The organism is Virgisporangium aurantiacum (genome assembly GCF_016863635.1).
Classification (GTDB): Bacteria; Actinomycetota; Actinomycetes; order Mycobacteriales; family Micromonosporaceae; genus Virgisporangium; species Virgisporangium aurantiacum.
Window position 1 is genome coordinate 1 of the sequence record NZ_BOPG01000067.1, and the last position, 25,069, is coordinate 25,069.

Below are 25,069 nucleotides of genomic sequence, written 5' to 3' on the forward strand. Positions count from 1 at the left end.
GCGGCGGCCAAGCCGGCCGCGCGCAAGTCCGCGGCGGCGGCCAAGCCGGCATCCAGCCGTTCGTCGGCGACGAAGCCGGCCGTCCGCAAGTCCGCGGCCGCGGCCAAACCCGCCTCGACCCGCTCGACGGCCGCCAAGCCGTCGGTGCGCAAGTCGTCCGCGGCGGCGAAGCCCGCCACCGCCCGGTCATCCGCGGCGGCCAAGCCGGCCACCGCCCGCCGCACCTCGGCGGTGAAGGCCACCACCACACGTGCGTCGGCGGCGGCGAAGCCCGCGTCCGCCCGCACCACGGCGGCCTCGGCCTCGGCGAGCGGCAGGAGCCGGAAGTCGGTATCGTCGGCGGTGAGCCGTCGCGTCGTCACCATGTCGGTCACGTCGACCGGCACGCCCACCACGGGCCGCAAGCCCACGGTGGCGGCCGCCAAGCCGGCAACCGGTAAGGCAGCCACCGTCCGCGCGACGGTGGGCAAGCCGGCGGCCGAGTCCGCCGGCAAGGCCACGCCGGTGCGGAAGACCGCCTCGGCTGTTCCGGCCCGCAAGGCCGCCGCGAAGGTGAGCACGGCTACGGCGGTACCCGCGCGCAAGTCCACCGCGAAGGCCACCACGGTCAAGGCCACCTCGGCCGCGGCCAAGTCGGCCGGCCGGACGACCGCGAAGGCCACCACGGCCAAGGCCACCACCGCGAAGGCCACGCCGGCCAAGCGGGCCACGGCCAGCAAGGCCACCGCCGTGAAGTCGGCCGGTCGTACCACGGCCAAGGCGGCACCGGCGAAGGCAGCCGCCAAGGCCACGAAGGCGTCGGCGGCGAGGGCGACCAAGGCCTCGGCGGCAAAGGCCACCAAGGCGACGCCCACCCGGTCGGCCGCGAAGTCGACCACGCGGCCGGCGTCCAAGTCGGCGGCGAAGGCCGCGCCGGCCAAGCGGGCCACGGCCAGCAAGGCCACCGCCGCCAAGGCCACCACGGCAAAGGCCACCGGCCGGGCCGCGGCCAAGTCGACGGCGGCCAAGTCGACCGCGGCCAAGGCAACCGCAGCGAAGTCCACTGCGGCGAGGTCCACAGCCGCGAAGTCGACGGCGGCGAAGGCGACCGCCAAGGCGACCGGCACCAGGGCGACGCGGGCCAAGGCCGCTCCGGCCAAGGTGGCGGTGAAGTCGACGGCGCGGTCGGCGGCGGCGGCCAAGGCGACGAAGGCGTCGGCGGCGAAGGCCACGAAGTCGACGGCCGCCAAGTCCACGGCGGCGAAGGCGACCGCGGCCAAGGCCACGAGGTCCACGGCGACCAAGTCCACGGGCGCGAGGTCGGCGGCGGCGAGGCCCACGGCGGCCAAGTCCACGGCGGCCAAGTCCACGGCGACGAAGGCCACGGCGACGAAGGCGACCCGGGCCAAGGCGACCGGCACCAAGGCGACCGGCACCAAGGCGACCGGCACCAGGGCGACGCGGGCCAAGGCCGCTCCGGCCAAGGCGGCGGTGAAGTCGACGGCGCGGTCGGCGGCGGCGGCCAAGGCGACGAAGGCGTCGGCGGCGAAGGCCACGAAGTCGACGGCCGCCAAGTCCACGGCGGCGAAGGCGACCGCGGCCAAGGCGACCGCGGCCAAGGCCACGAAGTCGACGGCGACCAAGTCGACGGCGGCGAAGTCGGCAGGGGCCAGGGCGACCAAGTCCACTGCGGTGAAGTCGACGGGGCGGTCGGCAGCGGCGGCCAAGGCGACGAAGGCGTCGGCGGCGAAGGCGACCAAGGCGACCGCGGCGAAGTCGGCCAAGGCTACGCCGGCGAAGGCGGGGTCGACGGCTCGGGTCGCGAAGCGGGCCACGGCCAAGACCGCGCCGCCGGCCAAGGCGACCACGAGGTCGACCACGGGACGCAAGGCCACCGGCACCAAGGCGACGGGGGCGAAGGCGACGGGAAGCCGGGCCACCGGAGCTAGAGCGGGCGCGGCCCGCGGGCCGGCCAAGTCGGCGGCCGGCACCGCGGCCAAACGCACAGCCGCGAAGGCACCAGCCAAGAAGACAGCATCCAAGACCGCCGCCAAGGCCGCCACCGCAACCCGGTCGGCGGCCAAATCGGCGGTTAAGGCGACTGGCGCCGTCGCCAAGAAGGCCGGTTCGGTCGCGACCAAGGCGACCCGCGCCGTGAAGTCGACGGCGGGTCAGGCCACCGGCGTCGCCAAGTCCGCGGCGAGCAAGGCCACGGCGAGCAAGGCCACGGCGTCCAAGGCGACCGCGTCCAAGGCCACGGCGTCCAAGGCCACCGCGAGCACGGCGACAGCGGCCAAGGCCACGGCCACTGCCACGGCCGCGAAGTCCGCACCGGCCAAGGCGGCACCGGCCAAGTCCGCGGCGTCCAAGGCGACCGCGAGCAAGGCGACCACGGCCACCCCCGCATCGGTCGAGCCCGCGGCGACGGCCACGGCGGCACCCGCCACGTCAGCGTCGACGGCGACACCGGCCAAGGCAGAACCGGCCAAGCCGGCCGCCAAGGCCGCGAGCAAAGCGGCACCGGTGAAGGCCACGGCAGACCCGGCCAAGGCGCAACCCGCCAAGGCCGAGCCGGCCAAGAAGGCGGAACCGGCCAAGAAGGCGGAACCGGCCAAGGCGGAGCAGGCAAAGGCGGAGCAGGCAAAGGCGGAGCAGGCAAAGACGGAACCGGCCAAGACCGAGCCGACCAAGACCGAACCGGCCAAGGCGGAACAGGCCGCCCCGGCAACCACCAGGCCGACGGCACCGGTCGAGCCGGTCTGGGTGGCACCCGCTCCTTCGGCGGACGCCGACCGCGATTCGGCCCCGCCGGTCGTCGGTCTTCCGTCGGCGGGCATGACGCCGTCCACCGTGGACAGTTTCGGCGCGCCGTTGACGATTCCGACCGGGATGGCGGGGGAGGCTCTGCCGGCGGACGGCAACGGGTCCTCGAACGGTAGTGACCCGGGGCGTGAGGTGCTCGTCGGGGAGATTGTGGCCGGCGACGCGGTCACGAGCCGTCCCACGAACGGGAGCAGCGGGTCCGACGAGGAGCGTGATACGCCTACCCTGCCGTAACTCCCCCTGGTAGTAAGGGTCGGGTGACCACCCGACGTCTGCACGCTCCCCGGATCGATTTCACCGCGCTGCGCCGCGAGCTGGAGCTCCCCACGGAGTTCCCGGCCGCGGCGCAGTTTGCTGCTCAGGCCGCGGCGCAGCGCGGGCACGACCAGGACAAAGGCAGGAAGGACCGCACCGACATCGGATTCGTCACCCTCGATCCGCCGTCCTCCCGCGACCTCGACCAGGCCGTCCACCTCGAGAAGCGGAACAAGGGCTACCGCGTCCGTTACGCGATCGCCGACGTCGGCGCGTTCATCACCCCGGGTGACCCGCTTGACGTCGAAGCCAACCGGCGGGGCCAGACCATCTACCTGCCCGACGGCAAGGTGCCGCTGCACCCGCCCGTCCTCAGTGAGGGCGCGGCCAGCCTGCTGCCCGACCAGACCCGCCCGGCCGTCCTCTGGACCATCGACCTCGACCAGGACGGCGAACCCACGCTGACGGCGCTGGAGCGCGTACTCGTCCGCAGTCGCGCGAAGCTGAACTACGAAGAAGCGCTGCCCGAACCGCTCGCCCTGCTGCCGGAGATCGGCGAGCTCCTCATCGAGCGCGGTCTCGCCCGCGGCGCCATCGACCTGCCAATGCCCGACCAGGAGATCGAGCCCGACGGCACCGGCTGGCGGCTGACCCTGGAAGCCCCGCGGCGGGTGGAGGAGTACAACGCGCAGATTTCCCTGCTCACCGGCCGGGTCGCCGCCCAGATCATGTTGACCGGAGGGACCGGGCTCCTCCGCACGATGCCCCCGGCACCGAAACAAGCGGTCGACACCCTCCGAAAGGCCGCCACAGCGCTCGACATCGCCTGGCCCCATGATGAGTCGGTCGGGCGCCTCCTCGCCCGCCTACGGCCGGCTGAGCCCCGCGACGCGGCCTTCGTCCAGCAGGCTGCCGATCTCCTCCGGGGCGCCGCCTACACCGCGTTCCACAACGAGGAACCCGAGCAGCGGATCCACGCCGGCGTCGCGGCGCCCTACGCCCACGTGACGGCACCGCTGCGCCGCCTCGCCGACCGCTACGCCACCGAGATCTGCCTGGCCCTGCACGCCGGTACGGAACCGCCGACGGAGAACCTGAAGGACCTGCCCAGGACCATGGCCCGCACCGACCGCACCGCCAACGCCGCCGACCGGGGCGCGGTCGACCTCGTCGAGGCCGTCCTCCTCCAGGGTCGCGTCGGGGAGACGTTCGAGGCGGCCGTGCTCGACACCGACGAGAAGAGATCGACCGTCGCACTCGACGAGCCACCCGTGCGGGCCCGCTGCGACGGCCGGCTGGCGCTCGGCACGCGCACGCGCGTCCAATTGATTGAAGCCACACCGGAGACGCGCACCGTGCGGTTCGCGCCCGCAGAGGTGTAAGACTGCGCACATGACCTTCGACGAAAGCGCCCTACCCGACGTCAGCGAGGTGACGGTCGGCATCCTGGGCGGCACCGGGCCGCAGGGTCGCGGCCTGGCCTACCGGTTCGCGCGCGGCGGCCTGACGGTGCGCATCGGCTCCCGGAACGCCGAGCGCGGCGAGCGGACGGCGACCGAGCTGTCCGAGCTGCCCGGTGCGACGGCGGTGACCGGCGGCGGCAACGAGTACGCCGCGGCGGCGGATGTCGTCGTCGTGGCCGTCCCGTGGGAGGCGCACGAGCCGACGTTGCGGTCGCTCCGGGAGCAGCTCGCGGGGAAGATCGTCGTCGACTGCGTGAACCCGCTCGGGTTCGACGGCCGCGGCCCGTTCGCGCTGCCGGTCGCCGAGGGCAGCGCGGCCCAGCAGGCCGAGGCGCTGCTGCCGGAGTCACGCGTCTGCGCCGCGTTCCACCACGTCTCCGCGGTGCTCCTGGCCGATCCGGAGGTCGCGCGGATCGACCTCGACGTCCTCGTTCTCGGGGACGACCGTGAGGCCGCCGCCGTGGTCCAGGCGATCGCGGGACGGGTGGAGGGCATGCGCGGCGTGTGGGCCGGCCGGCTACGCAACGCCGCCCAGGTGGAGGCGATGACCGCCAACCTCATCGCGATCAACAAGCGCTACAAGGTGCACGCCGGTGTCCGCGTCACAGACCTTTGATCCCTGGAGCCCGGAGTTCGTCGCGTACCCCTACGACGCGTACCGGGAACTGCGCGCCGGGCCACCGGTCAGCTGGTTCGAGCCGACGAACCAGTGGCTCGTCCCGCGTCACGAGGATGTCAACGCGCTGCTGCGCGACCGTCGCCTCGGCCGCACGTACCTGCACGTCGCGACCCATGAGGAGATGGGACGCCCACCGGACCCGGAGTACCTGGCCCCGTTCTGGCACCTGAACCGCACCGGCATGCTCGACCTCGAACCGCCCGACCACACCCGCCTGCGTCGGCTGGTGTCCTCGGCGTTCACCCCGCGCCGCGTCAACGCGCTGCGGCCGACCGTGGAACGCCTGGCGGGCGACCTGGTCTCCGCGTTCGTGGCGAAGGGCGGGGGAGACCTGATCGCCGACGTCGCCGAGCCGCTGCCGGTGACCGTCATCGCGGAACTCCTCGGCGTGCCCGTCGAAGACCGTCCGCTGCTCCGGCCGTGGTCGGCGGACATCTGCGGCATGTACGAGCTGAACCCGTCCCGCGAGGTGGCCGACAAGGCCGTGCGGGCGTGCGTCGAGTTCAGCGACTACCTGCGCGCCCTCGCCCGGCTGCGGTCGCGCGAGCCTCAGGATGACCTCATCACGGCGCTGGCCCAGGTCGACGGTCTCACCGAGGACGAGCTGATCGGCACGTGCGCGCTGCTGCTCAACGCCGGCCACGAGGCCACCGTCAACGTGACGGGCAACGGCTGGTGGTCGCTGTTCCGCAACCCCGACGAGCTGGCCCGCCTGCGCGCCGACCACGGTCTCCTGGACACGGCGGTCGAGGAGCTGATGCGCTACGACACCCCGCTGCAGCTGTTCGAACGCTGGGTGCTCGAAGACATCACGGTGCACGGGGTCGACATCCCCCGCGGTTCCGAGGTCGCGCTGCTGTTCGGGTCGGCCAACCACGACCCGGCGGTGTTCGCGGACCCGGAACGCCTGGACCTTTCCCGTCGCGACAACCCGCACATCTCGTTCGGCGCCGGAATCCACTACTGCCTGGGCGCACCGCTGGCCCGGATCGAACTGGTCGCGTCGTTCGGGGCGCTCCTGAGGCAGGCACCCGGCCTGCGGTTGGTGCGGGAGCCGGAGTGGAAGGCCGGCTTTGTCATCCGCGGCCTGAAGGACCTGACAATCGAAGTATGACAATCATGGACCACTAAACTCGTCCATAGACGTGTACGGTCGATCTCATGTCTACTTCGATGACCTCCCTCGACTGAATGTCGACGTTCCGATGCCCTCGCTCTCGCATGAGCTGATCGTCGACATGTTCCGTGACCGGCCCACGATGGCCGCCGACCTACTGGAGTCGCAACTGGGGTTCACGTTGCCGAAGTTCGACCGGGTGGAGGTGATGTCGGCCGACCTGACCAACGTCGCTCCGACCGAGTACCGGGCCGACGTCGCGATCAAGATGATCGACGGCCGGAAGCTCGTCTCCGCGGTGATCGTCGAGATACAGCGCCGCCCGGACAAGCGCAAGCGCTTCGCGTGGCCGGCGTATGTCGGCACTCTCTACTCGCGGCTCAGATACCCGGTGTTCCTGCTGGTGGTGTGCCCGAACGACAAGGTGGCCACCTGGTGCTCGGAGTCGATCACGATCGGCGATCCGCCGTACTTCATGATGCGGCCGAGTGTGTTCAACCTGCAGGATGCCCCGGTGATCACCGACATCGCGGTGGCGGAGCGCTCACCTGAACTGGCCGTGCTGTCGGCGCTTGCGCACGGCGGCAAACCCGGGCCGGAACCGGTGCTCAAGGCGTTCGTGGCCGCTCTCAAGAACGTCGATGATGATCATGCCTACTTGTACTATGACTTTGTGCTGGGGCCGCTACCCAGCCCGGCACGCGTGATTCTGAGGAGTCTCATGTCCATCGCCGAGACGTACCGCCCCGTCAGCGACTGGGGCCGCCGCCACTTCCGCAACGGCAAGCTCGAGGGCAAGCTCGAAGGCAAGGCCGAGGGCGAGGCCGAAGCGCTCCTCACGGTCCTGAGCGCGCGCGGCCTCGACGTCTCCGACGACGTCCGTGCCCGGATCACCGGGTGCACCGACATCGAGCAGCTGAGCACCTGGATCCGCCGCGCCGCGACGGCCGAGACGGTCGACGAACTATTCGACTGATGGTTGTGGACCCCGCTCGGGGGTCCACAACCCATGAAGCCTCAGAACGAGTGGTCGCCGGTCGGGAAGGCGCCCGAGCGGACCTCTTCCGCGAACGCCTTCGTCGCGTTCGTCAACGCTCCGGCCAGGTCGGCGTACTGCTTGACGAACCTCGGCATGTGACCCGTGCGCAGACCGGCCATGTCCTGCCACACGAGCACCTGGGCGTCCGTGTCCGGGCCGGCGCCGATGCCGATCGTGGGAACGGCGATCTCCGCCGTCACCCGCTTGGCCACGTCACTCGGCACCATCTCCAGCACCACCGCGATGGCACCGGCGGCAGCGACCGCCACCGCGTCGGCGAAGACCTCTTCGCCCTGGTCGCCGCGGCCCTGCACCCGGTAGCCGCCCAGCGTGTGTTCGCGTTGCGGGGTGAACCCGACGTGCGCCATCACCGGGATTCCGGCCTGGGTGAGCGCCTCGATCTGCGGGACGACACTCCGCCCGCCCTCCAGCTTGACGGCGAGCGCCCCGCTCTCCTTCATGAACCGCACCGCGGTACGCAGGGCCTGCGTGGGCCCCTCCTCGTACGAGCCGAACGGCATGTCGGCGACCACGAGCGCCCGACGGGTCGCCCGGACCACCGCGCGTACCAGCGGCATCAGCTCGTCGACGGTCACCGGCAGGGTCGTCTCGTGACCGAAGACGTTGTTCGCGGCCGAGTCACCGACCAGAAGTACGGGGATGCCGGCCTGGTCGAACAGCGCGGCCGTGTACTGGTCGTAGCTGGTGAGCATGGGCCACTTCTCGCCACGCTCCTTGGCCAGGGTCAGCTCACGGGCACGGACCCGGCGCGTGGCGGGGCCGCCGTACAGGGATGGGATTTCCGACATTGGACCTCTCCCTTCGCCTCGAGGCCGCCCTCGCGGTCCCCGGGTCTAGAAGTCGATGGTCGCACCAATGCCACACAAGCCCGTAACGTCAATGCAATATTTCACAACCCCTCGCGGAAGCGGTTCGTGATGGGAAGACGCCGGTCGCGGCCGAACGCCTTGAACGAGATCTTCGTTCCCGGCGCCGACTGCCGCCGCTTGTACTCGGCGACGTCGACCATCCGGAGCACCCGGTCGACCAGAATCGGGTCGTGGCCGGCCGACACCAGGTCGTCGCGGCCCTGGTCGCCGTCGACGTAGCCGGTGAGTACGGCGTCCAGAACCGGGTAGTCGGGCAGCGAATCCGTGTCGAGCTGGCCGGGACGCAGTTCCGCGCTCGGCGGCTTCTCGATGGAGTTCGCGGGAATCGGCTCGACCTCACCGCGGGCAGCGGCGGCGGCGTTCCGCCACCGGGCCAGCTGCCACACCCGCGTCTTCCAGACGTCCTTGATCGGGTTGTAGCCGCCCACCGAGTCGCCGTACAGCGTCGAGTAGCCCACCGCCAGTTCGCTCTTGTTGCCGGTGGTGAGCACCAGGTGCCCCTCCTGGTTCGACAGCGCCATCAGCAGCACGCCGCGCACCCGGGCCTGCAGGTTCTCCACCGCCAGCCCGTCGAGTTTGAGCTGCCCCAGGTACGCGTCGACCATGCCCTGGATCGGCTCCACCCGGTAGTCGAGGCCGGTGCGGCGGGCCAGGTCGGCCGCGTCGTCCCTCGAATGGTCCGACGAGTAGCCGCTGGGCATCGACACACCCACGACCCGGTCGGCTCCCAGCGCGTCCACCGAAATTGCCGCCACCACGGCCGAGTCGATGCCGCCGGAGAGCCCGAACACGACCGACCGGAACCCGTTCTTCCGCACGTAGTCGCGCAGCCCGACCACCAGCGCGGTCCAGACCTCCTCGTCGTCGCCCAGGCGGTCGGTGATCAAAGCCGGCGCCGGCTCGGCCAGAGCAGACAGGGAAAGATCAAGAGAAAGGCGCGCGACCTTCATTTCCCCGAGGTCGCCGGCGCGGTCACTGTCGGCTTCGGGAAGATCAAGATCGGTGACGAGGAGCTGCTCGCCGAACTGCGACGCCCGGCTGATGAGCGTGCCGTCGGCGGCGACCACCATCGAGTCGCCGTCGAAGACCAGCTCGTCCTGGCCGCCGACCATGTTCACGTAGGCCACCGCCGCACCCGCCTCGGCGCCGCGCCGGCGCACCAGGGGCAGGCGCACGTCGTCCTTGTTCAGCTCGTACGGCGACGCGTTGATGCTGACGACCAGCCCGACCCCGGCCTGACCGGCCACCGCGAACGGGCCGCCGGGCTGCCAGATGTCCTCGCACACGGTGAGCGCGATGTCGACACCGCCGAGGCGCACGATCTGCAGCGTGTCGCCGGCGACGAAGTAGCGGTCCTCGTCGAACACGCCGTAGTTGGGCAGGTGGTGCTTGTAGTAGCGGGCCACCACGCGTCCACCGAGAAGCAGCGCGAGGGCGTCGCGGGGCCCGTGCTCGGCGGCCGCGTCGGCGCCGAGCCGGGCCGGGCCGTCGGCGTCGAGGTAACCCACGACGGCGGCGATGCCGCCGAGGCCGTCCTGGTCGAGGTCGGCGGCGAGACGCTCCAGGTGGTTCCGGGACGCGGTGACGAACGACTCGCGGAACGTCAGGTCCTCGACCGGGTAGCCGGTGATCATCATCTCCGGGAAGGCGACGAGGTGCGCACCTTTTTCGGCGGCGCGCCGGACCCAGCCGTGCACCGTGGCCGTGTTGCCGACGATGTCACCGACGGTCGAGTTCACCTGGGCGAGGGCGATCCGCAGCGTTGGCATGCCGGTCATCCTATTTTGGGATCTTGCCGTCCGGGGCGTGCGTCGCGACACCATGACGGCCGACGTACAGCTGGCGGTAACGTGGTCGAAATACCGCCGGGGAACACTTTGCCCGGATTGTTGGAGGGGAAGCCGTGAACCGTCAGCAGGAGTTCGTGCTTCGCACGCTGGAGGAGCGCGACATCCGCTTCGTCCGGCTGTGGTTCACCGACGTGTTGGGCACGCTCAAGAGCGTGTCGGTGGCTCCGGCCGAGCTGGAGGCCGCCTTCGAGGAGGGCATCGGCTTCGACGGCTCGGCGATCGAGGGCTTCGCCCGCGTCTTCGAGTCCGACATGGTGGCGATGCCCGACCCCGCCACGTTCCAGGTCTTCCCGTTCGAGGGCGGCGGCCTGCACAGCGCCGGTCCCGAGAGCGCCCGGATGTTCTGCGACATCCGGCAGCCCGACGGGTCCGACTCGTGGGCCGACCCGCGGCACGTGCTGCGCCGGGCCCTGTCGAAGGCGGCCGAGAAGGGCTTCACGTTCTACACCCACCCGGAGATCGAGTTCTTCCTGCTCTCCGACGTGCCGGCCGACGGCGACGTGCCCACCCCGGTCGACGCGGGTGGTTACTTCGATCACACCACCCACGCCGTGGCCCGTGACTTCCGTCGCCAGGCCGTGCTGTCGCTGGAGCGCATCGGGATCTCGGTGGAGTTCAGCCACCACGAGGTCGCGCCCGGCCAGCAGGAGATCGACCTGCGCTACGCCGACGCCCTCACCACGGCCGACAACATCATGACGTTCCGGCACGTGGTCAAGGAGGTGGCGGTCTCGCACGGCGTGCACGCCACGTTCATGCCGAAGCCGTTCACCGACCAGCCCGGCAGCGGCATGCACACCCACCTGTCACTGTTCGAGGGCGAGCGCAACGCGTTCCACGACCCGGGCGACCCGACGAAGCTGTCGAAGGTCGGCAAGGCGTTCATCGCCGGCCTGCTGGTGCACGCCCGCGAGTACACGGCGATCACCAACCAGTGGGTCAACTCGTACAAGCGGTTGTTCCCGCAGGCACTGCCCGACCGGATCACCGAGTCGCCGGCGTACGTGTGCTGGGGCCACCTGAACCGCTCGGCGCTGGTGCGGGTGCCGGCCTACGGCAAGCCCAACTCCGCTCGGGTGGAGATCCGCTCGCTCGACTCCGCGTGCAACCCGTACCTGGCCTTCGCGATTCTCCTGGGCGCCGGAATGAAGGGCATCGAGGAGGGCTACGAGCTTCCGCCCGGCGCGGAGGACGACGTGTGGTCGCTGTCCGACGCCGAACGCCGGGCGATGGGCTACCAGACCCTGCCCGAGAACCTCTCCGAGGCGATCGACGTGCTGGCCAAGAGCGAGTTCGTGGCCGAGGTACTGGGCGAGCACGTGTTCGACTTCTTCATCCGCAACAAGCGGAGCGAGTGGGAAGAGTACCGGCGCGAGGTCACCCCCTTCGAACGCCGCAGGTACCTCCGCTCCCTGTAGCCGGGGGCGCCGCGCACGCAACCGGCAACCGAGTGGCACCCTGGTCGCTACTTTCCGGCACATTCGGTTACTCAGAGTTGCCAACCGCGGGGTTACTGTGAGTCACCGGAATCGGGCATGTGAGCCGCCGAGAGGCGAAGTCGGATTCATCCGGTTGTGACCAGCGAATGCGCTGGTGAACCTTGTTCTGTCGGGCGGTCAGGCTGAAGTTGGCCGCCGTTGACGGAGCGCCATTGATTACGCGGCGTGAGCGTACGTAGCTTTTCTCCTGCACGGTCTGTGACGGGTCCGGGTGCCTCCGGGCCCGTCACACCAAAGACACGACGCAGGGAGAAGCGCAATGTCTCAACCGCAGGTAATCGGCTCGGCCGCTGCCGCGACTCTGCCCCTCACCGGAAATGGTGTGGTCGGCATGGTGCTGGCCGGTATCGCGCTGGTGGTAGTCGGGTTGCTGCTGGTCCGCTCCGGCCGCTACAAGAACACCAGCGCGGCGTAGACCGCCATGGCACTCATCATCGTCGGCGTCGCGCTGCTCGTGGCGTGGCCGGTCTACACCGTGGCGCTGTTCGTCTGGTCGGCCCGCAACGCTGCGGCGGCCGGACGGCACCGCCAGCGGGTCGACCTGGCCGCGCCGAACTCGGCGCAGCCGACCACGTTCTGGATCATCGTGCCGTGCCTCAACGAGGAACGGGTCGTCGCCAACACCGTGGCGTCGGCGCTCGCGCTGTCCGGGCCGTGGGGCACCCGTACCCGGGTGCTCGTCGTCGATGACGGGTCCGACGACGCGACGCCGGACGTGCTGGCCGGGATCGACCACCTCGCCCTGCACGTCCTGCGTCGCGACCTCCCGTACGCCCGGCAGGGCAAGGGAGAGGCGCTGAACGCGGCCTACCGGTACATCCGCGACCGCACCGAGGACGCCCAGGAAGACCCGCGGCGCGTCGCGGTGGGCGTCATCGACGGTGACGGCCGGGCCAGCGCCAACATGCTCGCCGAGGTGAGCTACGCGATGCGGAACCCGGAGGTGGGCGCCACCCAGAGCCGGGTGCGCATCCACAACCGGAACAGGATCCTCGCGGCGGTGCAGGACCTGGAGTTCGGCATGGTCGCCGACGCCAGCCAGTCGCTGCGCGACACGCTCGGCACCGTCGGGCTGGGCGGCAACGGCCAGTTCGCGCGGCTCAGCGCACTGACGGCACTGGGCGACAAACCGTGGTCGAAGTGCCTGGTCGAGGACCTCGAACTCGGCCTGCGCATGCACCTCAACGGCGCGAAGGTCAGGTACCTCCCGCACGCCAGCGTCACCCAGCAGGGCCTGGTCGACGGCAAGCGGCTGGTGCGGCAGCGGACCCGCTGGGCGCAGGGCAACCTGCAGTGCGCCCGGTACCTGCCGAAGCTGATGGCGAGCCGGAGGATCAGCAACGCCCAACTGGGCGAGATGGTCCACTACCTGCTCGCACCCTGGCTCAACGCCGCCGGCGCGATCACCCTCGTGATCACCTGGGTGGCCGCCGCGGTCACCCTCGTCGAGAGCCCGCAGGATCCGTTCCTGGTGAAGACGTGGGCCGAGCTCGGCACCGCCGCCGCCGTGTGGACCGGCGCGCTGTTCGCACCCGGCCTGCTGTGGGCGGTGCTGCACCGGGTCAAGCTCCGCGACGAGACGCTGCCCCGGCTGCTGCTGGCCGCCCTCGTCTACCCGTACTTCCTGATCCTCGGCCTGGTGAGCACCTGGCGGGCGATCGGCCGGCACGTCGCCCGCCGGAACACCTGGGCGAAGACCGAGCGCCTCGTAGAGACCCCCGCGTAAAGGAATCCCATGCAAAACCCCGAGGTTCACCTCATCGCCGGCACCCGCCCGGAGGCGATCAAGCTCGCCCCCGTCGTGATCGCCATGCGCGCGGCGAAAAGGGTCACCCCCGTGCTCGTCGCCAGCGGCCAGCACCCGGCGATGGTCGCGCAGGCGCTCGCCGCGTTCGACCTCGAGCCCGACGTGACCCTGCCGGTCGAGCGGGTCACCGGCAGCCAGCCCGAGCTGATGACCGCGCTGATCGAGCAGCTCGACAAGCTGTTCGAGGAGCGCAAGCCGAGCGCGGTGATCGTCCAGGGCGACACCACCACGACGCTCGCCGGCGCGCTGGCCGCGTTCTGGCGCCAGATCCCGGTGGTCCACCTGGAGGCCGGCCTCCGCTCCGGCGACCTCGACTCGCCGTTCCCCGAGGAGGGCAACCGCCGCCTCGTCGGCCAGATCGCCCGCCTGCACCTGGCGCCGACGTCGCTCGCCGCCACGAACCTGCTCGACGAGGGCATCGAGCCGGAGCGCGTGATCCTCACCGGCAACACGGTCGTCGACGCCGCGCTCACCGTGGTCGGCCGCCGTCCGGAGCTTCCGAAGGAGCTACAGACCGAGGGACGCATGATCCTCGTCACCGCACACCGCCGGGAGAGCTGGGGCGAGCCGCTCGACCGCGTCCTCTCCGCGGTCCGCACGCTGCTCAACCACTACCCGGACATCAACGTCGTGCTGCCCAGCCACCCGAACCCCAAGGTGCGCGAGCAGGTCGAGGCCGGGCTCAAGGGCGAGAAGCGGGTCGTCATCACCGATCCGCTGCCGTACCCGACGCTGGCCCGCCTGCTCAGCGAGGCCTACCTGGTGCTCACCGACTCGGGCGGCATCCAGGAGGAGGCGCCGTCGTTCGGTGTTCCGGCGCTCGTGCTGCGCGAGGTCACCGAGCGGGTCGAGTCGCTGGCCGCCGGCTGCGCCCGCCTCGTGGGCACGAACCCCTCGACGATCGTCGCCGAGGCGATGCGTCTGCTCGACGACCCGGTCGCGCGCGCCGCGATGACCGCGAACGGAAACCCCTACGGCGACGGCAAAGCAGCCGTCCGCACCGAGGAAGCGGTGGCCGACCTGCTCGGCGTCGCCGCTCCCCGCCGTCCCGTGCTCACCCTCGTCCCCTCGGTTGGTGCCTGATGAATCTTCGCCGCACATTCGCCGCGGCCCTGACCGCCGCGGCCTTCATCGGCGGTGGCGCGGTGATCGCGCCGCAGGGCGCGATGGCCGCGCCCGGCAAGGTCGAAAATCACGGTGACGGGCACAGCGCCGACGCCCAGATTCCGGCGCCGCCCAGCCCGGTGAAGAAGAAGCCGGACCAGCGGGTCATCGCCCCCGGCACGGCCTCGGGCCGGTCGTCGACCAACGCGCGGTCGACCGCGAAGGCCGTCACCGCGATCCCGAACACCGTCACCGGCAAGGCCGCACCCGGCGGCGGCACCGCGAAGACGCTGGTGCTGTACGACGAGACCGGCCCGTACGCGTGGCTCGGCGAGGTGTACGCGGAGCAGACCGCGAACCTGGTGTCGCACTACGGTTCCTGGACCGTTCACCCGGCGAGCGGGTACCAGACCGGCGAACTGGCCGCGTACTCGGCGGTCGTGTACGTCGGCTCCACCTACGACGAACCGCTTCCGGTGTCGTTCCTCGACGACGTGCTCGGTACGAGCAAGCCGGTGCTGTGGATGTACGACAACATCTGGCAGCTCTCCGCGCGGGCCGCGGCCACCGGCGCCGACTTCGCGACCCGGTACGGCTACATGTGGAAGCAGTTCGACACCTCCGCGGTGGCCGAGGTGCGCTACGACGGCCAGTCGCTGACCCGCGACACCGTCAACGGCTCCGGCATCATGGACCAGACCATCACCGACGCGTCCAAGGTCACCGTGCTCGGCGACGCGGTGCGCCCCGACGGCACCACGTTCCCGTGGGCGCTGAAGTCGGCGAACCTCACGTACCTCGGCGAGATCCCGTACGCCTACGTGACCCACGACGACCGGTACCTCGCGTTCGCCGACCTGCTCACCGGCGTGCTCGCGCCGTCGACCGCGGAGCGCCACCGCGCCCTGGTGCGCATCGAAGACGTCGGCCCCGACGCCGACCCGGCCGAACTGCGCGCGGTCGCCGACCTGCTGAGCAGCAAGAAGGTCCCGTTCACGGTGGCCGTCTACACCCGCTACCGCGACCCGAAGGGCGCGCTCACCGGCGGCAAGGCCGAGGACTACACGCTGGCCAAGCGGCCGGAGGTGGTGAAGGCGCTGAAGTACATGCAGCAGAAGGGCGGCACCCTCCTGATGCACGGCTACACGCACCAGCTGAACGCGGAGAACAACCCGTACGACGGCGTGAGCGGCAACGACTTCGAGTTCTACCGGGCGCACGTCGACGAGGCCGACCGGGTGATCTACGACGGTCCGGTGGTCGGCGACTCGGCGGCGTGGGCCACGTCCCGCATCGCCGCGAGCAAGCTGGAGTTCGCCCGGGCCGGGCTCACCCAGCCGACCATCTTCGAGTTCCCGCACTACGCGGGCAGCGCGGCCGACTACGCGGCGGTGAACTCGCTGTTCGGCGTCCGCTACGAGCGCGGCCTGTACTTCCCGGGGACGCTGCGCGGCAAGGCCGCCGACTACTCCCACCTGTCGGGCCAGTTCTTCCCGTACGCGGTGCGCGACGTCTACGGCTCGGTCGTGATCCCGGAGAACATCGGCAACATCGAACCGGAGGCGTACAACACGCACCCGGTGCGGCTGCCGGCCGACCTGATCGCCTCGGCCAAGCGCAACCTCGTGGTGCGCGACGGCGTGGCGAGCTTCTTCTACCACCCGTACCTCGGCACCGCCTACCTGAAGCAGTCCGTCGAGGGCATCCAGGGCCTGGGCTACACGTTCGTCGCCGCGTCGGCCATGACCAAGTAGGTTCCACCGAACGAAGGCCGCTCACCACCGGTGAGCGGCCTTCGACCGCGTCACCCGCTAACGTGGGCGGGTGACCTCCCCGCGCGGACGGCGTGTGCTCGTCGTCGAGAACGACCCCACCGACGACGTCCGTCTCCTCGGTGACTGGCTGGTCGAGGGCGGCCTGGAACTCGACGTGGTGCGCGCCCACGATGCTGCCGATGGAACCGGCGTGCTCCCGGCCGACCTCGACGGGTACGCGGCCCTGGTGGTGCTCGGCGGCGAGCAGAACGCGTACCCCGCGCCCGACGGAACACCCGGCGCGCCGTGGTTCCCGGCGCTGGAGAAACTGCTGCGCCGGGCGGTGCGGTACAAGGTCCCCACGCTGGGCGTGTGCCTCGGCGCCCAGTTGCTGGCCAGCGCCAACGCCGGCGCGGTCGAGCGCAGCACCGCCGGTCCGGAGATCGGGCCGACGCTGGTCGCCCGCCGCGACAAGGCCACCGACGACCCGTTGTTCGCCGAGGTGCCGATGGCGCCCGACGTGTTGCAGTGGCACCGCGACGAGATCACCCGGCTGCCCGTCGGCGCCGTGCTGCTCGCCGCGTCGACGCACTACCCGCACCAGGCGTTCCGGCTCGGCCCGGCGGCCTGGGGGGTGCAGTTCCACATCGAGTGCGACATGGCGATGTTCGCCTCCTGGGCCTACGACGGCGCGCAGACGCTGGTCGACCTCGGCATCGACGCGGTGGCGCTGCTCACCGCCGTCGACGCGGCGATGCCCGACCTCGAAGAGGTGTGGCGGCCGTTCGCGCTGCGCTTCGCGGGGGTGGCGCTCGGATCGATCCCGGTGGCCACCGGCGGCCCGCGGTCGCTGCCGTTGCTGGGGGCCTGATGCGGCAGCTCCTGCGCTACGGCTTCGTCGACACCCGCAAGGCCGCCGAGCGGCTCGGCCCCGACGGCGCCAACCTGTGGGACGCCAACCAGCCGGTGAACGACCCGGCCGGGGAGCTGCTCGAGGTGTTCGCCTCGGTGGCCGACGCCGACCTCGCCGCGCAGCAGCTGCAACGGTTGTGCGAGAAGGCCGGCGACGCGCCGGTCGCCGCCGCGGTGAACGACTTCGCGATGTGGCGGCGGCTGCTCGCCGTCCTCGGCGCGTCGACGGTGCTCGGCGACCACCTCATCGCGAACCCCGACGACTGGAAGCTGCTCGGCCGGCCGGTCAACGGCGGCACGCTGGAGGAGGTCGCCGACGTTCCCGCCCTGCGGCTGGCGTACCGGCGCACGCTGCTGCGCATCGTCGCCGCCGACCTCACCGGCGCGTACCAGCTCGAAGAGACGATGGCGGCGCTGTCCGACCTGGCCGACCGCACGCTGGCGGCGGCGCTTGGGTTCGCCCGCGCCGAACGGGCGGCCGAGGCGGCGGCGTGCCGGCTCGCGGTGATCGCGATGGGCAAGTGTGGCGGACGGGAGCTCAACTACGTCAGCGACGTCGACGTGGTGTTCGTGGCCGAGCCCGCGGTCGACGATGGTGATGTCGAGGCGGCGCAGCGCGCCGGCGCCGTCCTCGCCGCCCGCACGATGACGATCTGCGCGATGGTCGCCTGGCCGGTCGACGCGGCGCTGCGGCCCGAGGGCGGGCACGGCCCGCTCACCCGCACCCTCGCGTCGTACGTCGCCTACTACACGAAGTGGGCGAAGACCTGGGAGTTCCAGGCGTTGCTGAAGTCGCGGTTCGCGGCCGGCGACCGCGAACTCGGCGAGGAATGGCTCGCCGCCGTACAACCCTTCATCTGGACGGCCGCGGAGCGCCCCGAGGCCGTCGAGGACATCCGCGCGATGCGCCGGCGCATCGTCGACGCGATCCCACGGTCCGAAGTGGACCGTGAGATCAAGCGGGGGCCGGGCGGGCTGCGCGACATCGAGTTCGCGGTGCAGTTGCTGCAACTCGTGCACGGGCGGGCCGACGAGAAACTGCGCTCGCCGTCCACCGTGGTGGCGCTGCGCGAGCTGGCGCTGGGCGGCTACGTCGGTCGCGCCGACGGCGAGGCGCTGCTGCGGGCGTACCGGTACCTGCGGATGGTGGAGCACCGGCTGCAGTTGCAACGGCTGCGCCGAACGCACACCGTCCCGGCCGATCCCGACGAGCTGCGGTGGCTGGCGCAGGCGTTGGGGTACCGGGCCAACGCGCAGCGCACGGCCGTCGAGGCGTTCCAGGCCGACTGGGCCAGCCACGCGACGGAGGTGCGGCGGCTGCACGCCAAACTGCTGTACCGGCCGTTGCTGGAGGCCGTGGCCAAGGTGCCGTCGCAGGAGATGCGGATGTACCCGGAGTCGGCGAAGGCCCGGCTGGAGGTGCTCGGTTTCGCCGATCCGGCGGGCGCACTCCGTCACATAGAAGCCCTTACCGGCGGTGTGTCGCGCACCGCGGCGATCCAGCGGACGCTGCTGCCCGTGCTGCTGAGCGAGTTCGCCGACGCGCCGGAGCCCGACCGCGGCCTGCTCGCCTACCGGCAGGTGTCCGACAAGCTCGGCAGCACGCCGTGGTACCTGCGGCTGCTGCGCGACGAGGGACCGGTGGCGCTGCGCCTCGCGCGGCTGCTCGCCCTGTCCCGGTACCTCACCGACCTGCTGACCCGCGACCCGGAAGCGTTGCGGCTGCTCGCCGACGACGCCGAGCTGCAGCCGCGGCCGGTCGACTTCACGGCCACGGTGAAGCGCCACGCGGGCGATCCGGTGAAGGCGGTCACCGCGGTCCGCGCGCGCCGCCGCCGCGAACTGTTCCGGATCGCCGCCGCCGATCTGCTCGGCCTGGTCGACGTGTACCAGGTGTGTGACGCGCTCGCGCAGGTCACCGACGCCACCCTGGCGGGTGCGCTCGCGGCGGTCGACCCGGGCGGGCTGAGCTTCGCGATCATCGGCATGGGTCGCCTCGGTTCCTGCGAGATGAACTACCCGTCCGACGCCGACGTGCTGTTCGTGTACGAACCCGGTCCGGGCATGCCCGACGACCGCGCTGCGCAGGCCGCGCACGCGATGGCCGAGGAACTGCGGAAGCTGCTCTCGATGCCGACGCCCGACCCGCCGCTGGGCATCGACGCCGACCTGCGTCCGGAGGGCCGGCAGGGGCCACTGGTGCGTACGCTCGCCGCCTACGGCCAGTACTACGACCGGTGGTCGAAGGTGTGGGAGGCGCAGGCGTTGCTGCGGGCCCGGTTCGTGGCCGGCGACGAGGGGCTGGGGGAGCGGTTCCTGGCCCTGGCCGACCGGATGCGGTACCCGGCCGGCGGCCTGACCCGCGAACAGGTCACCGAGATCCGGCGGATCAAGGCCCGCGTCGACAACGAGCGGCTGCCGCGCGGTGCCGATCCGGCCCTGCACACCAAGCTCGGCCGCGGCGGGCTGGCCGACGTGGAGTGGACGGTGCAGCTGCTCCAACTGCGCCACGGCCACGAGCACGCCGGGCTGCGCACCACGCGGACGCTGGAGGCGTTGCGGGCGGCCGCGTCCGTCGAGCTGCTGTCCACTGTGGATGCCGGCGCGCTGGAGGCGGCGTGGGTGCTCGCCACCCAGGTCCGCAACGCGCTGACGCTGGTACGCGGCCGGCAGCAGGACCAGTTGCCGCGCCAGGGTGCCGAGGTCACGGCCGTCGCACGGGCGCTCGGCCGGCCCGCGAGCGTCAGCACCGGCGAGTTCGTCGACGAGTACCTCCGCACGATGCGCCGGGCCCGCCAGGTGGTGGAGCGCACGTTCGATGCGGGTTGATGTCCGGGTAGTCGCCTACGCTGTGGTGCTCGCGGGCGGCTACCTTCTGCTGCCGACCGTGGGCACCGATCTCGCGGCGCAGGTGGCCCGCGCCGACTTCATTCGCGACGCGGGCTTCGCGCCGGTCGACCTCCGCTGGTACGGCGGCACCGTCCAATATGGATACAGCATCGTCGCGCCCGCGGTGATGGCGCTTCTCGGCGTGCGGGTCACGGGTGCCTTGGCGCTCGTGGTGTCGACGGTGGCGTTCGCCGTACTGCTGCGGCGCACCGGCGCGATCCGCCCGCGGCTCGGTATGGCGCTGGGCGGGCTGTGCTTCGCCGGAAACCTGGTGTCGGGGCGTACGACGTTCGCGCTCGGCGTCGCGTTCGGCCTCCTCGGGTTGCTCGCGCTCACCGCGCCGTGGCGGGTCGGGTGGCGGTGGGGGTGCGCCGCCACCGCCGTGGTGCTGGCGGCGACCACCAGCCCGGTCGCCGGTCTCTTCGCCGGCCTCGCCGGTGTCGCCTTGGCCGCCGGCTGCTGGCGCGATGCCGCGCGCCGGTGGGACGGCGTGGTGCTCGCCGGCTCCGCGGCCGTCGGGCTGGTCCCGACGACGCTGCTGTCCGATGTGGACGGATGGATGAACCTCGCGGCGACCGACACCGTGCGGGCCTGCGTCACCGGGCTGCTCGTGGCGGCGCTGGTGCCGCGACGGCCGGTGCGGGTCGGCGGCCTGCTGGCGGCGGCGGGGGTGCTGGCGGCGTTCCTCGTCCACACGCCGGTGGGCCTGAACGCCACCCGGCTGGCGACGATGTTCGCGGTGCCGGTGCTGGCGGCGTACGTCCCGCTGCCCCGCCCGGGCCTCGGCTCGCGTTTCGCGGGCGCCGCGGGCCTCGCCGTCGTGGCGGTGTGGCAGCCCCCGCTGATCGTGGCCGACCTGCGCGACGCCGGCAATCCCACCGCGGACCGCGCGTACTTCGCGCCCCTGCTGGCCGAGTTGCGCTCGCGTCGACCGGTGGGCCGGGTCGAGATCCCGCCCACGCGCGACTACTGGGAGGCGGCGTACGCCGCCCGCGACGTGCACCTGGCCCGCGGCTGGCTGCGGCAGGCCGACCTCGCCCGGAACCCGTTGTTCTTCACGGGTGCGCTCAGCGCGTCCGATTACGAGGCCTGGCTGCGCGAGCAGGGAGTGTCGTACGTCGCCCTGCCCACGATCGACGCCGCGGACTTCTCGTGGGTGGGCCGCCGCGAGGCGGCGCTGGTGCGCGGCGGACTGCCGTACCTGACCGAGGTGTGGCGCGGCGACGACTGGACACTGTACGAAGTGGACGGTCGCCCGTCCATCGTGGACGGTGGCACCCTCGTGGCGACGGACGCCGGCTCGGTGACCGTCGACGTGCCCGCCGGATCGACGGTGGTCAAAATCCGCTATTCCGGGTGGCTCCGGGTGGATGATGCCCGGAACGCCCGGTTGGAACCTGGTCCTGCCGGCTGGACCCGTTTGGTGGCAACGGTTCCCGGACGGTACCGCATCGACTCGTAGCCACCTGCCTGATATCGTGCCGGCGGCATCGACGGGGGAGGGCGGCGCGATGGAGCTTCACCGGCACTGGAAGACGGGCCTCTACGGTCCACTGTGGATCCTGGTGGCGATCGGGTGCTTTCTCGCGCCCACGCTGATCCTGCCGGCGCTCCGGTACGAGTTCTTCGTCGGCAACTGGATCGCCTACCCGGCCGGTGCGGTGCTGCTGCTGATCGGTGCGTACACGATCCGCGACCACAGCAAGCCGTACCTGCTCCGGTTCGACGAGACCGGCGTGGTGTGGCGCGTCAGTAACGCGCACGGCGCCGTGCCGTGGCACGACGTGGTGCGGTTCGGCCTGGAGAAGAAGCCCGACGACGCGCCCCGGGTGAAGCCGAAACACCTCACGTTGTGGCTGCGCCACCCGCTGCCGGGTGCCGGCGATCCCGACGTCGAACTGCAGGGGCTGGCCGGCTACCGGCTGGCCGAGGTCGGCGAACTGGTGGAGTCGGCGGAGCAGATCGTCGCCGGGCTGCGCCGGTACACGCCCGCGCTGGAGACGGTCACCGGCGCGGCGGGCGCGACCGCTTTTGTCGAGCAGTTCGGCGGGGCGCCGGCCTCCTACGGCGACCGCCGCGCGCCGGCCGAGGGTGAGTGCGCCGTCTGCGGCAGCGCCCCGGCGTCGTTCGTCGTCCTGCAGTCCGTCGTCAGCGCCGCGGTGTTCCACTGGACCTCGGCCGAGCGTGGCTGGCGGTGCCGCGACTGCGCGCTCGCCACCTACCGGCACCTCACCGCCCGCACCCTGCTCGGCTGCTGGTGGGGCGTCGGCGTGATCGGCGGCCCGGTCGTCGTCCTCGCCAACCGGCTGCGCATGCGCCCCGCCCTCCGGTTGGGCCCGCCCCAGCCGACGCCGGGCGTCGCCGCGCTGTCGCCCCGACCGCTCGATCCCGGCCCGCGCGTGCTGGCCCGCCCGGGCGGCATCGTCGGCACGCTGGTGGGGGTGGTCCTGACGCTGCTGGTCGCGTTCGTCATCTTCGCCCTGGCCACGACCTAGGTTCGGCACGCGAGGGGCCGCCCCGGCAACCGTGGGCTCGGAATTCCGGATCTTGGACTGCGCGAGGTGCCATAGCCCCTCCGGGAGTCCAAGATCCGCAAAGCGTGCCGTCGCAGTGCGAGCGTGCGCCCGGCCTACAGCGTGCGGTGCATGATGTGGATGTCGACCAGGCCGTTCGTGCGGTGGTGGTAGGCCTGCGGCACGGTGCCGACGATCGAGAACCCGAGTGACTTCCACAGGGCGATCGCGCCGGTGTTGGTCGACACGACGGCGTTGAACTGCATCGCCACGTACTTCAGTTCGGTGGCCCGGCGCAGGCAGTGCTCGGCCAGCTGGCGCCCGACACCCTGGCCGCGCGTCGCCGGCGCCACCATGAACCCGGCGTTGGCGATGTGCGCCCCCGGCCCCACCGCGTTCGGCTTGAGCAGGTAGGTCCCGACGACCGAGCCGGTATCGACGGCCACGTACGTCTCGGCGGGCGGATCCGGGAACCAGATCCGCTGGGCCTGCTCGGCCGACGTGAACGGGTCGTACATGTACGTCTCCTGGGCGGAGACGATGGCCTGCCAGAGCGGCCACACCGCCGGCCAGTCGACAATGCTGGCCCGCCGGATCTCAATCGTCACGATTGCAGCGTATATTGCCGATCTTGGCGGCCGGACCCCACGGTCGATCATGAGGCGCCCGCGGTGAAAGGGCGTAGCCTCCGGGGACATGAGAAGGCCCTGGGCATGCCGGCTCGGGTGGCATTCGTGGGTCCGGCGACACGACACGCCCGACCCGAATGCGCGGGTCTGCCGGCGTTGCGGCAAGCTCGACGATTTCGGCGGAGGAATGACCGGGCTGGGGGGAATGGGTCCCGGCGGATGACCGAAGCGGCGGCCACCCCGGTCCGGAGACCGGCATGACCGCCGCTGGGAAAGCAGGATCAGACGTCGAAGTACATCGCGAACTCGTGCGGCGTCGGCCGGAGTCGGACCGGGTCGACCTCGTTGTCGCGCTTGTAGCCGACCCACGTCTCGATCAGGTCGGGCGTGAACACGCCGCCCTCGAGCAGGAAGTTGTGGTCGGCCTCGAGCGAGTCGAGCACCTCGGTGAGCGAACCCGGGATGGTCTTCACGTTGGCGAACTCGTCCGGGGGCAGGTCGTACAGGTCCTTGTCGATCGGCTCCGGCGGCTCGATCTTGTTCTTGATGCCGTCGAGGCCGGCCATCATCATCGCCGAGAAGGCGAGGTACGGGTTGGCCGACGGGTCGGGCACGCGGAACTCGACGCGCTTGGCCTTGGCGTTGCTGCCCGTGACCGGGATGCGGGTGCAGGCCGAGCGGTTGCGCTGCGAGTAGACCAGGTTGACCGGCGCCTCGAAGCCCGGCACCAGCCGGCGGTACGAGTTGACGGTCGGGTTGGTGAACGCGCAGAGCGACGGCGCGTGCTTCAGCAGGCCGCCGATGTACCAGCGGGCCATGTCGCTCAGGCCGGCGTAGCCGGTCTCGTCGTAGAACAGCGGCTCGCCGCCCAGCCACAGCGACTGGTGCGTGTGCATGCCCGAGCCGTTGTCGCCGAACAGCGGCTTCGGCATGAACGTCGCGGTCTTGCCGGCGTGCCACGCGGTGTTCTTGACGATGTACTTGAACAGCTGCAGCTGGTCACCGGCGTGCAGCAGCGTCGAGAACTTGTAGTTGATCTCGGCCTGGCCGGCGGTGCCCACCTCGTGGTGCGAACGCTCGACCGTGTAGCCGACCTGGATCAACCGCTGAACGATCTGGTCGCGCAGGTCGGCGTAGTGGTCGACCGGCGGAACCGGGAAGTAGCCGCCCTTGTAGGTGGTCTTGTAGCCGCGGTTGCCGCCCGACTCCTCGCGACCGGTGTTCCACCAGCCCTCGACCGAGTCGATGTAGTAGAACGCCTGGTGCGGGCTTGTTTCGTGCCGGATGGAGTCGAAGATGTAGAACTCCGCCTCCGGGCCGAAGTACGCGGTGTCGGCGATGCCGCTGGCCGCGAGATAGGCCTCCGCCTTCTTCGCCACGTTACGCGGGTCGCGCGAGTAGGCCTCCCGCGTGAACGGGTCGTGGATGAAGAAGTTCAGCGCCACGGTCTTCTCGGTGCGGAACGGGTCGACGAACGCGCTCGCCACGTCGGGGAGCAGCAGCATGTCGGACTCGTGGATCTGCTGGAAGCCGCGGATGGACGAGCCGTCGAAGGCAAGACCGTCGCTGAAGACTTTCTCGTCGAACGATTCGACCGGCACGTTGAAGTGCTGCATGACGCCGGGCAGGTCGCAGAACCGAACGTCGACGAAACGGACGCCTTCGTCCTTGATGTATCTGAGGAGCTCGTCGGAATTGGCGAACACGCGGTCCTCCAGGCTTCGTGCTCGTAGGTGAACTCAATCTGACCCGGCTCGTCGCCTCGCTCGGCGACAAACCAGCTGCTTGAAAGCTATGGCGGAGGCGTTGCCCGGCCGTGTCTCGATTGTTTCGACCGTGTTTCAGCGACCCGATCTTAAATCGGTGA

At 71.1% G+C, this 25,069-nt stretch carries 20 protein-coding genes; 14 read left to right on the forward strand and 6 right to left on the reverse strand.

What is annotated here, in order from left to right; all coding sequences use genetic code 11:
• Both Vau01_RS44805 and Vau01_RS44810 read right to left on the reverse strand, forming a co-directional pair.
• Positions 1-1,859 (reverse strand): hypothetical protein (locus Vau01_RS44805; protein WP_204006406.1); only part of this gene is annotated, 1,859 nt, incomplete at its 3' end.
• 291 nt (positions 1,860-2,150) lie between these two features.
• Positions 2,151-2,513: a hypothetical protein gene (locus tag Vau01_RS44810; RefSeq protein WP_204006407.1), complete on the reverse strand. Its 363-nt coding sequence runs from the start codon at positions 2,511-2,513 to the stop codon at positions 2,151-2,153.
• Between Vau01_RS44810 and Vau01_RS44815 the strand changes: the two genes are divergently transcribed.
• The 5 genes from Vau01_RS44815 to Vau01_RS44835 all read left to right on the forward strand — a co-directional run bounded on the left by Vau01_RS44815 (position 2,503) and on the right by Vau01_RS44835 (position 7,292).
• A complete protein-coding gene (locus Vau01_RS44815; protein WP_204006408.1) occupies positions 2,503-3,036 on the forward strand; it encodes a hypothetical protein in 534 nt (177 codons plus the stop codon). The genes Vau01_RS44810 and Vau01_RS44815 overlap by 11 nt on opposite strands.
• A 23-nt stretch (positions 3,037-3,059) precedes the next feature.
• On the forward strand, positions 3,060-4,439 hold the full coding sequence (locus tag Vau01_RS44820) for an RNB domain-containing ribonuclease (RefSeq protein WP_204006409.1): 1,380 nt from the start codon (positions 3,060-3,062) through the stop codon (positions 4,437-4,439).
• A gap of 10 nt (positions 4,440-4,449) precedes the next feature.
• Positions 4,450-5,136, forward strand: a complete 687-nt coding sequence (gene npdG / locus Vau01_RS44825; RefSeq protein WP_204006410.1) for an NADPH-dependent F420 reductase — start codon at positions 4,450-4,452, stop codon at positions 5,134-5,136.
• Positions 5,114-6,313: a cytochrome P450 gene (locus Vau01_RS44830; protein ID WP_204006411.1), complete on the forward strand. Its 1,200-nt coding sequence runs from the start codon at positions 5,114-5,116 to the stop codon at positions 6,311-6,313. Before npdG ends, Vau01_RS44830 begins: the two co-directional genes overlap by 23 nt.
• Positions 6,314-6,404: 91 nt before the next feature.
• A complete protein-coding gene (locus tag Vau01_RS44835; RefSeq protein WP_204006412.1) occupies positions 6,405-7,292 on the forward strand; it encodes an RpnC/YadD family protein in 888 nt (295 codons plus the stop codon).
• 41 nt (positions 7,293-7,333) lie between these two features.
• Here Vau01_RS44835 and panB read toward each other — a convergent pair whose 3' ends face one another.
• Both panB and Vau01_RS44845 read right to left on the reverse strand, forming a co-directional pair.
• Positions 7,334-8,164: a 3-methyl-2-oxobutanoate hydroxymethyltransferase gene (gene panB, locus Vau01_RS44840; protein ID WP_204006414.1), complete on the reverse strand. Its 831-nt coding sequence runs from the start codon at positions 8,162-8,164 to the stop codon at positions 7,334-7,336.
• A 101-nt stretch (positions 8,165-8,265) separates the two neighbouring features.
• Positions 8,266-10,068, reverse strand: coding sequence for an NAD+ synthase (locus Vau01_RS44845; protein WP_373320395.1), 1,803 nt, complete (start codon positions 10,066-10,068; stop codon positions 8,266-8,268).
• Positions 10,069-10,148: 80 nt separating this feature from the next.
• Here Vau01_RS44845 and glnA (Vau01_RS44850) point away from each other — a divergent pair, with 80 nt between their 5' ends.
• The 9 genes from glnA (Vau01_RS44850) to Vau01_RS44890 all read left to right on the forward strand — a co-directional run bounded on the left by glnA (Vau01_RS44850) (position 10,149) and on the right by Vau01_RS44890 (position 22,555).
• Positions 10,149-11,513, forward strand: a complete 1,365-nt coding sequence (gene glnA / locus Vau01_RS44850; protein WP_204006418.1) for a type I glutamate--ammonia ligase — start codon at positions 10,149-10,151, stop codon at positions 11,511-11,513.
• A gap of 340 nt (positions 11,514-11,853) precedes the next feature.
• Entirely contained in the window at positions 11,854-12,009 is a 156-nt protein-coding gene (locus Vau01_RS44855) for an LPXTG cell wall anchor domain-containing protein (protein WP_204006420.1), read from the forward strand.
• 6 nt (positions 12,010-12,015) lie between these two features.
• Positions 12,016-13,320 (forward strand): glycosyltransferase family 2 protein, encoded by a 1,305-nt coding sequence (locus tag Vau01_RS44860; RefSeq protein ID WP_204006422.1) that lies wholly within the window; start codon positions 12,016-12,018, stop codon positions 13,318-13,320.
• Between the two features lie 9 nt (positions 13,321-13,329).
• Positions 13,330-14,484, forward strand: coding sequence for a non-hydrolyzing UDP-N-acetylglucosamine 2-epimerase (wecB, locus tag Vau01_RS44865; protein WP_204006423.1), 1,155 nt, complete (start codon positions 13,330-13,332; stop codon positions 14,482-14,484).
• Positions 14,484-16,259 (forward strand): DUF2334 domain-containing protein, encoded by a 1,776-nt coding sequence (locus tag Vau01_RS44870; protein WP_239152353.1) that lies wholly within the window; start codon positions 14,484-14,486, stop codon positions 16,257-16,259. Before wecB ends, Vau01_RS44870 begins: the two co-directional genes overlap by 1 nt.
• Before the next feature lie 70 nt (positions 16,260-16,329).
• Positions 16,330-17,130, forward strand: coding sequence for a type 1 glutamine amidotransferase (locus Vau01_RS44875; RefSeq protein ID WP_204006425.1), 801 nt, complete (start codon positions 16,330-16,332; stop codon positions 17,128-17,130).
• Positions 17,130-20,000 (forward strand): bifunctional [glutamine synthetase] adenylyltransferase/[glutamine synthetase]-adenylyl-L-tyrosine phosphorylase, encoded by a 2,871-nt coding sequence (locus Vau01_RS44880; protein ID WP_204006427.1) that lies wholly within the window; start codon positions 17,130-17,132, stop codon positions 19,998-20,000. Before Vau01_RS44875 ends, Vau01_RS44880 begins: the two co-directional genes overlap by 1 nt.
• Complete coding sequence (locus Vau01_RS44885; protein WP_204006429.1) at positions 19,990-21,522, forward strand: hypothetical protein; 1,533 nt, start codon at positions 19,990-19,992, stop codon at positions 21,520-21,522. Before Vau01_RS44880 ends, Vau01_RS44885 begins: the two co-directional genes overlap by 11 nt.
• A gap of 49 nt (positions 21,523-21,571) precedes the next feature.
• Complete coding sequence (locus Vau01_RS44890; RefSeq protein WP_204006431.1) at positions 21,572-22,555, forward strand: hypothetical protein; 984 nt, start codon at positions 21,572-21,574, stop codon at positions 22,553-22,555.
• A gap of 134 nt (positions 22,556-22,689) precedes the next feature.
• On the opposite strand, the gene Vau01_RS44895 is transcribed toward Vau01_RS44890, so the two are convergent.
• Positions 22,690-23,181: a GNAT family N-acetyltransferase gene (locus tag Vau01_RS44895; RefSeq protein WP_239152354.1), complete on the reverse strand. Its 492-nt coding sequence runs from the start codon at positions 23,179-23,181 to the stop codon at positions 22,690-22,692.
• 302 nt (positions 23,182-23,483) lie between these two features.
• Entirely contained in the window at positions 23,484-24,908 is a 1,425-nt protein-coding gene (gene glnA, locus Vau01_RS44900) for a type I glutamate--ammonia ligase (protein ID WP_204006433.1), read from the reverse strand.
• Positions 24,909-25,069 lie beyond the last annotated feature (161 nt).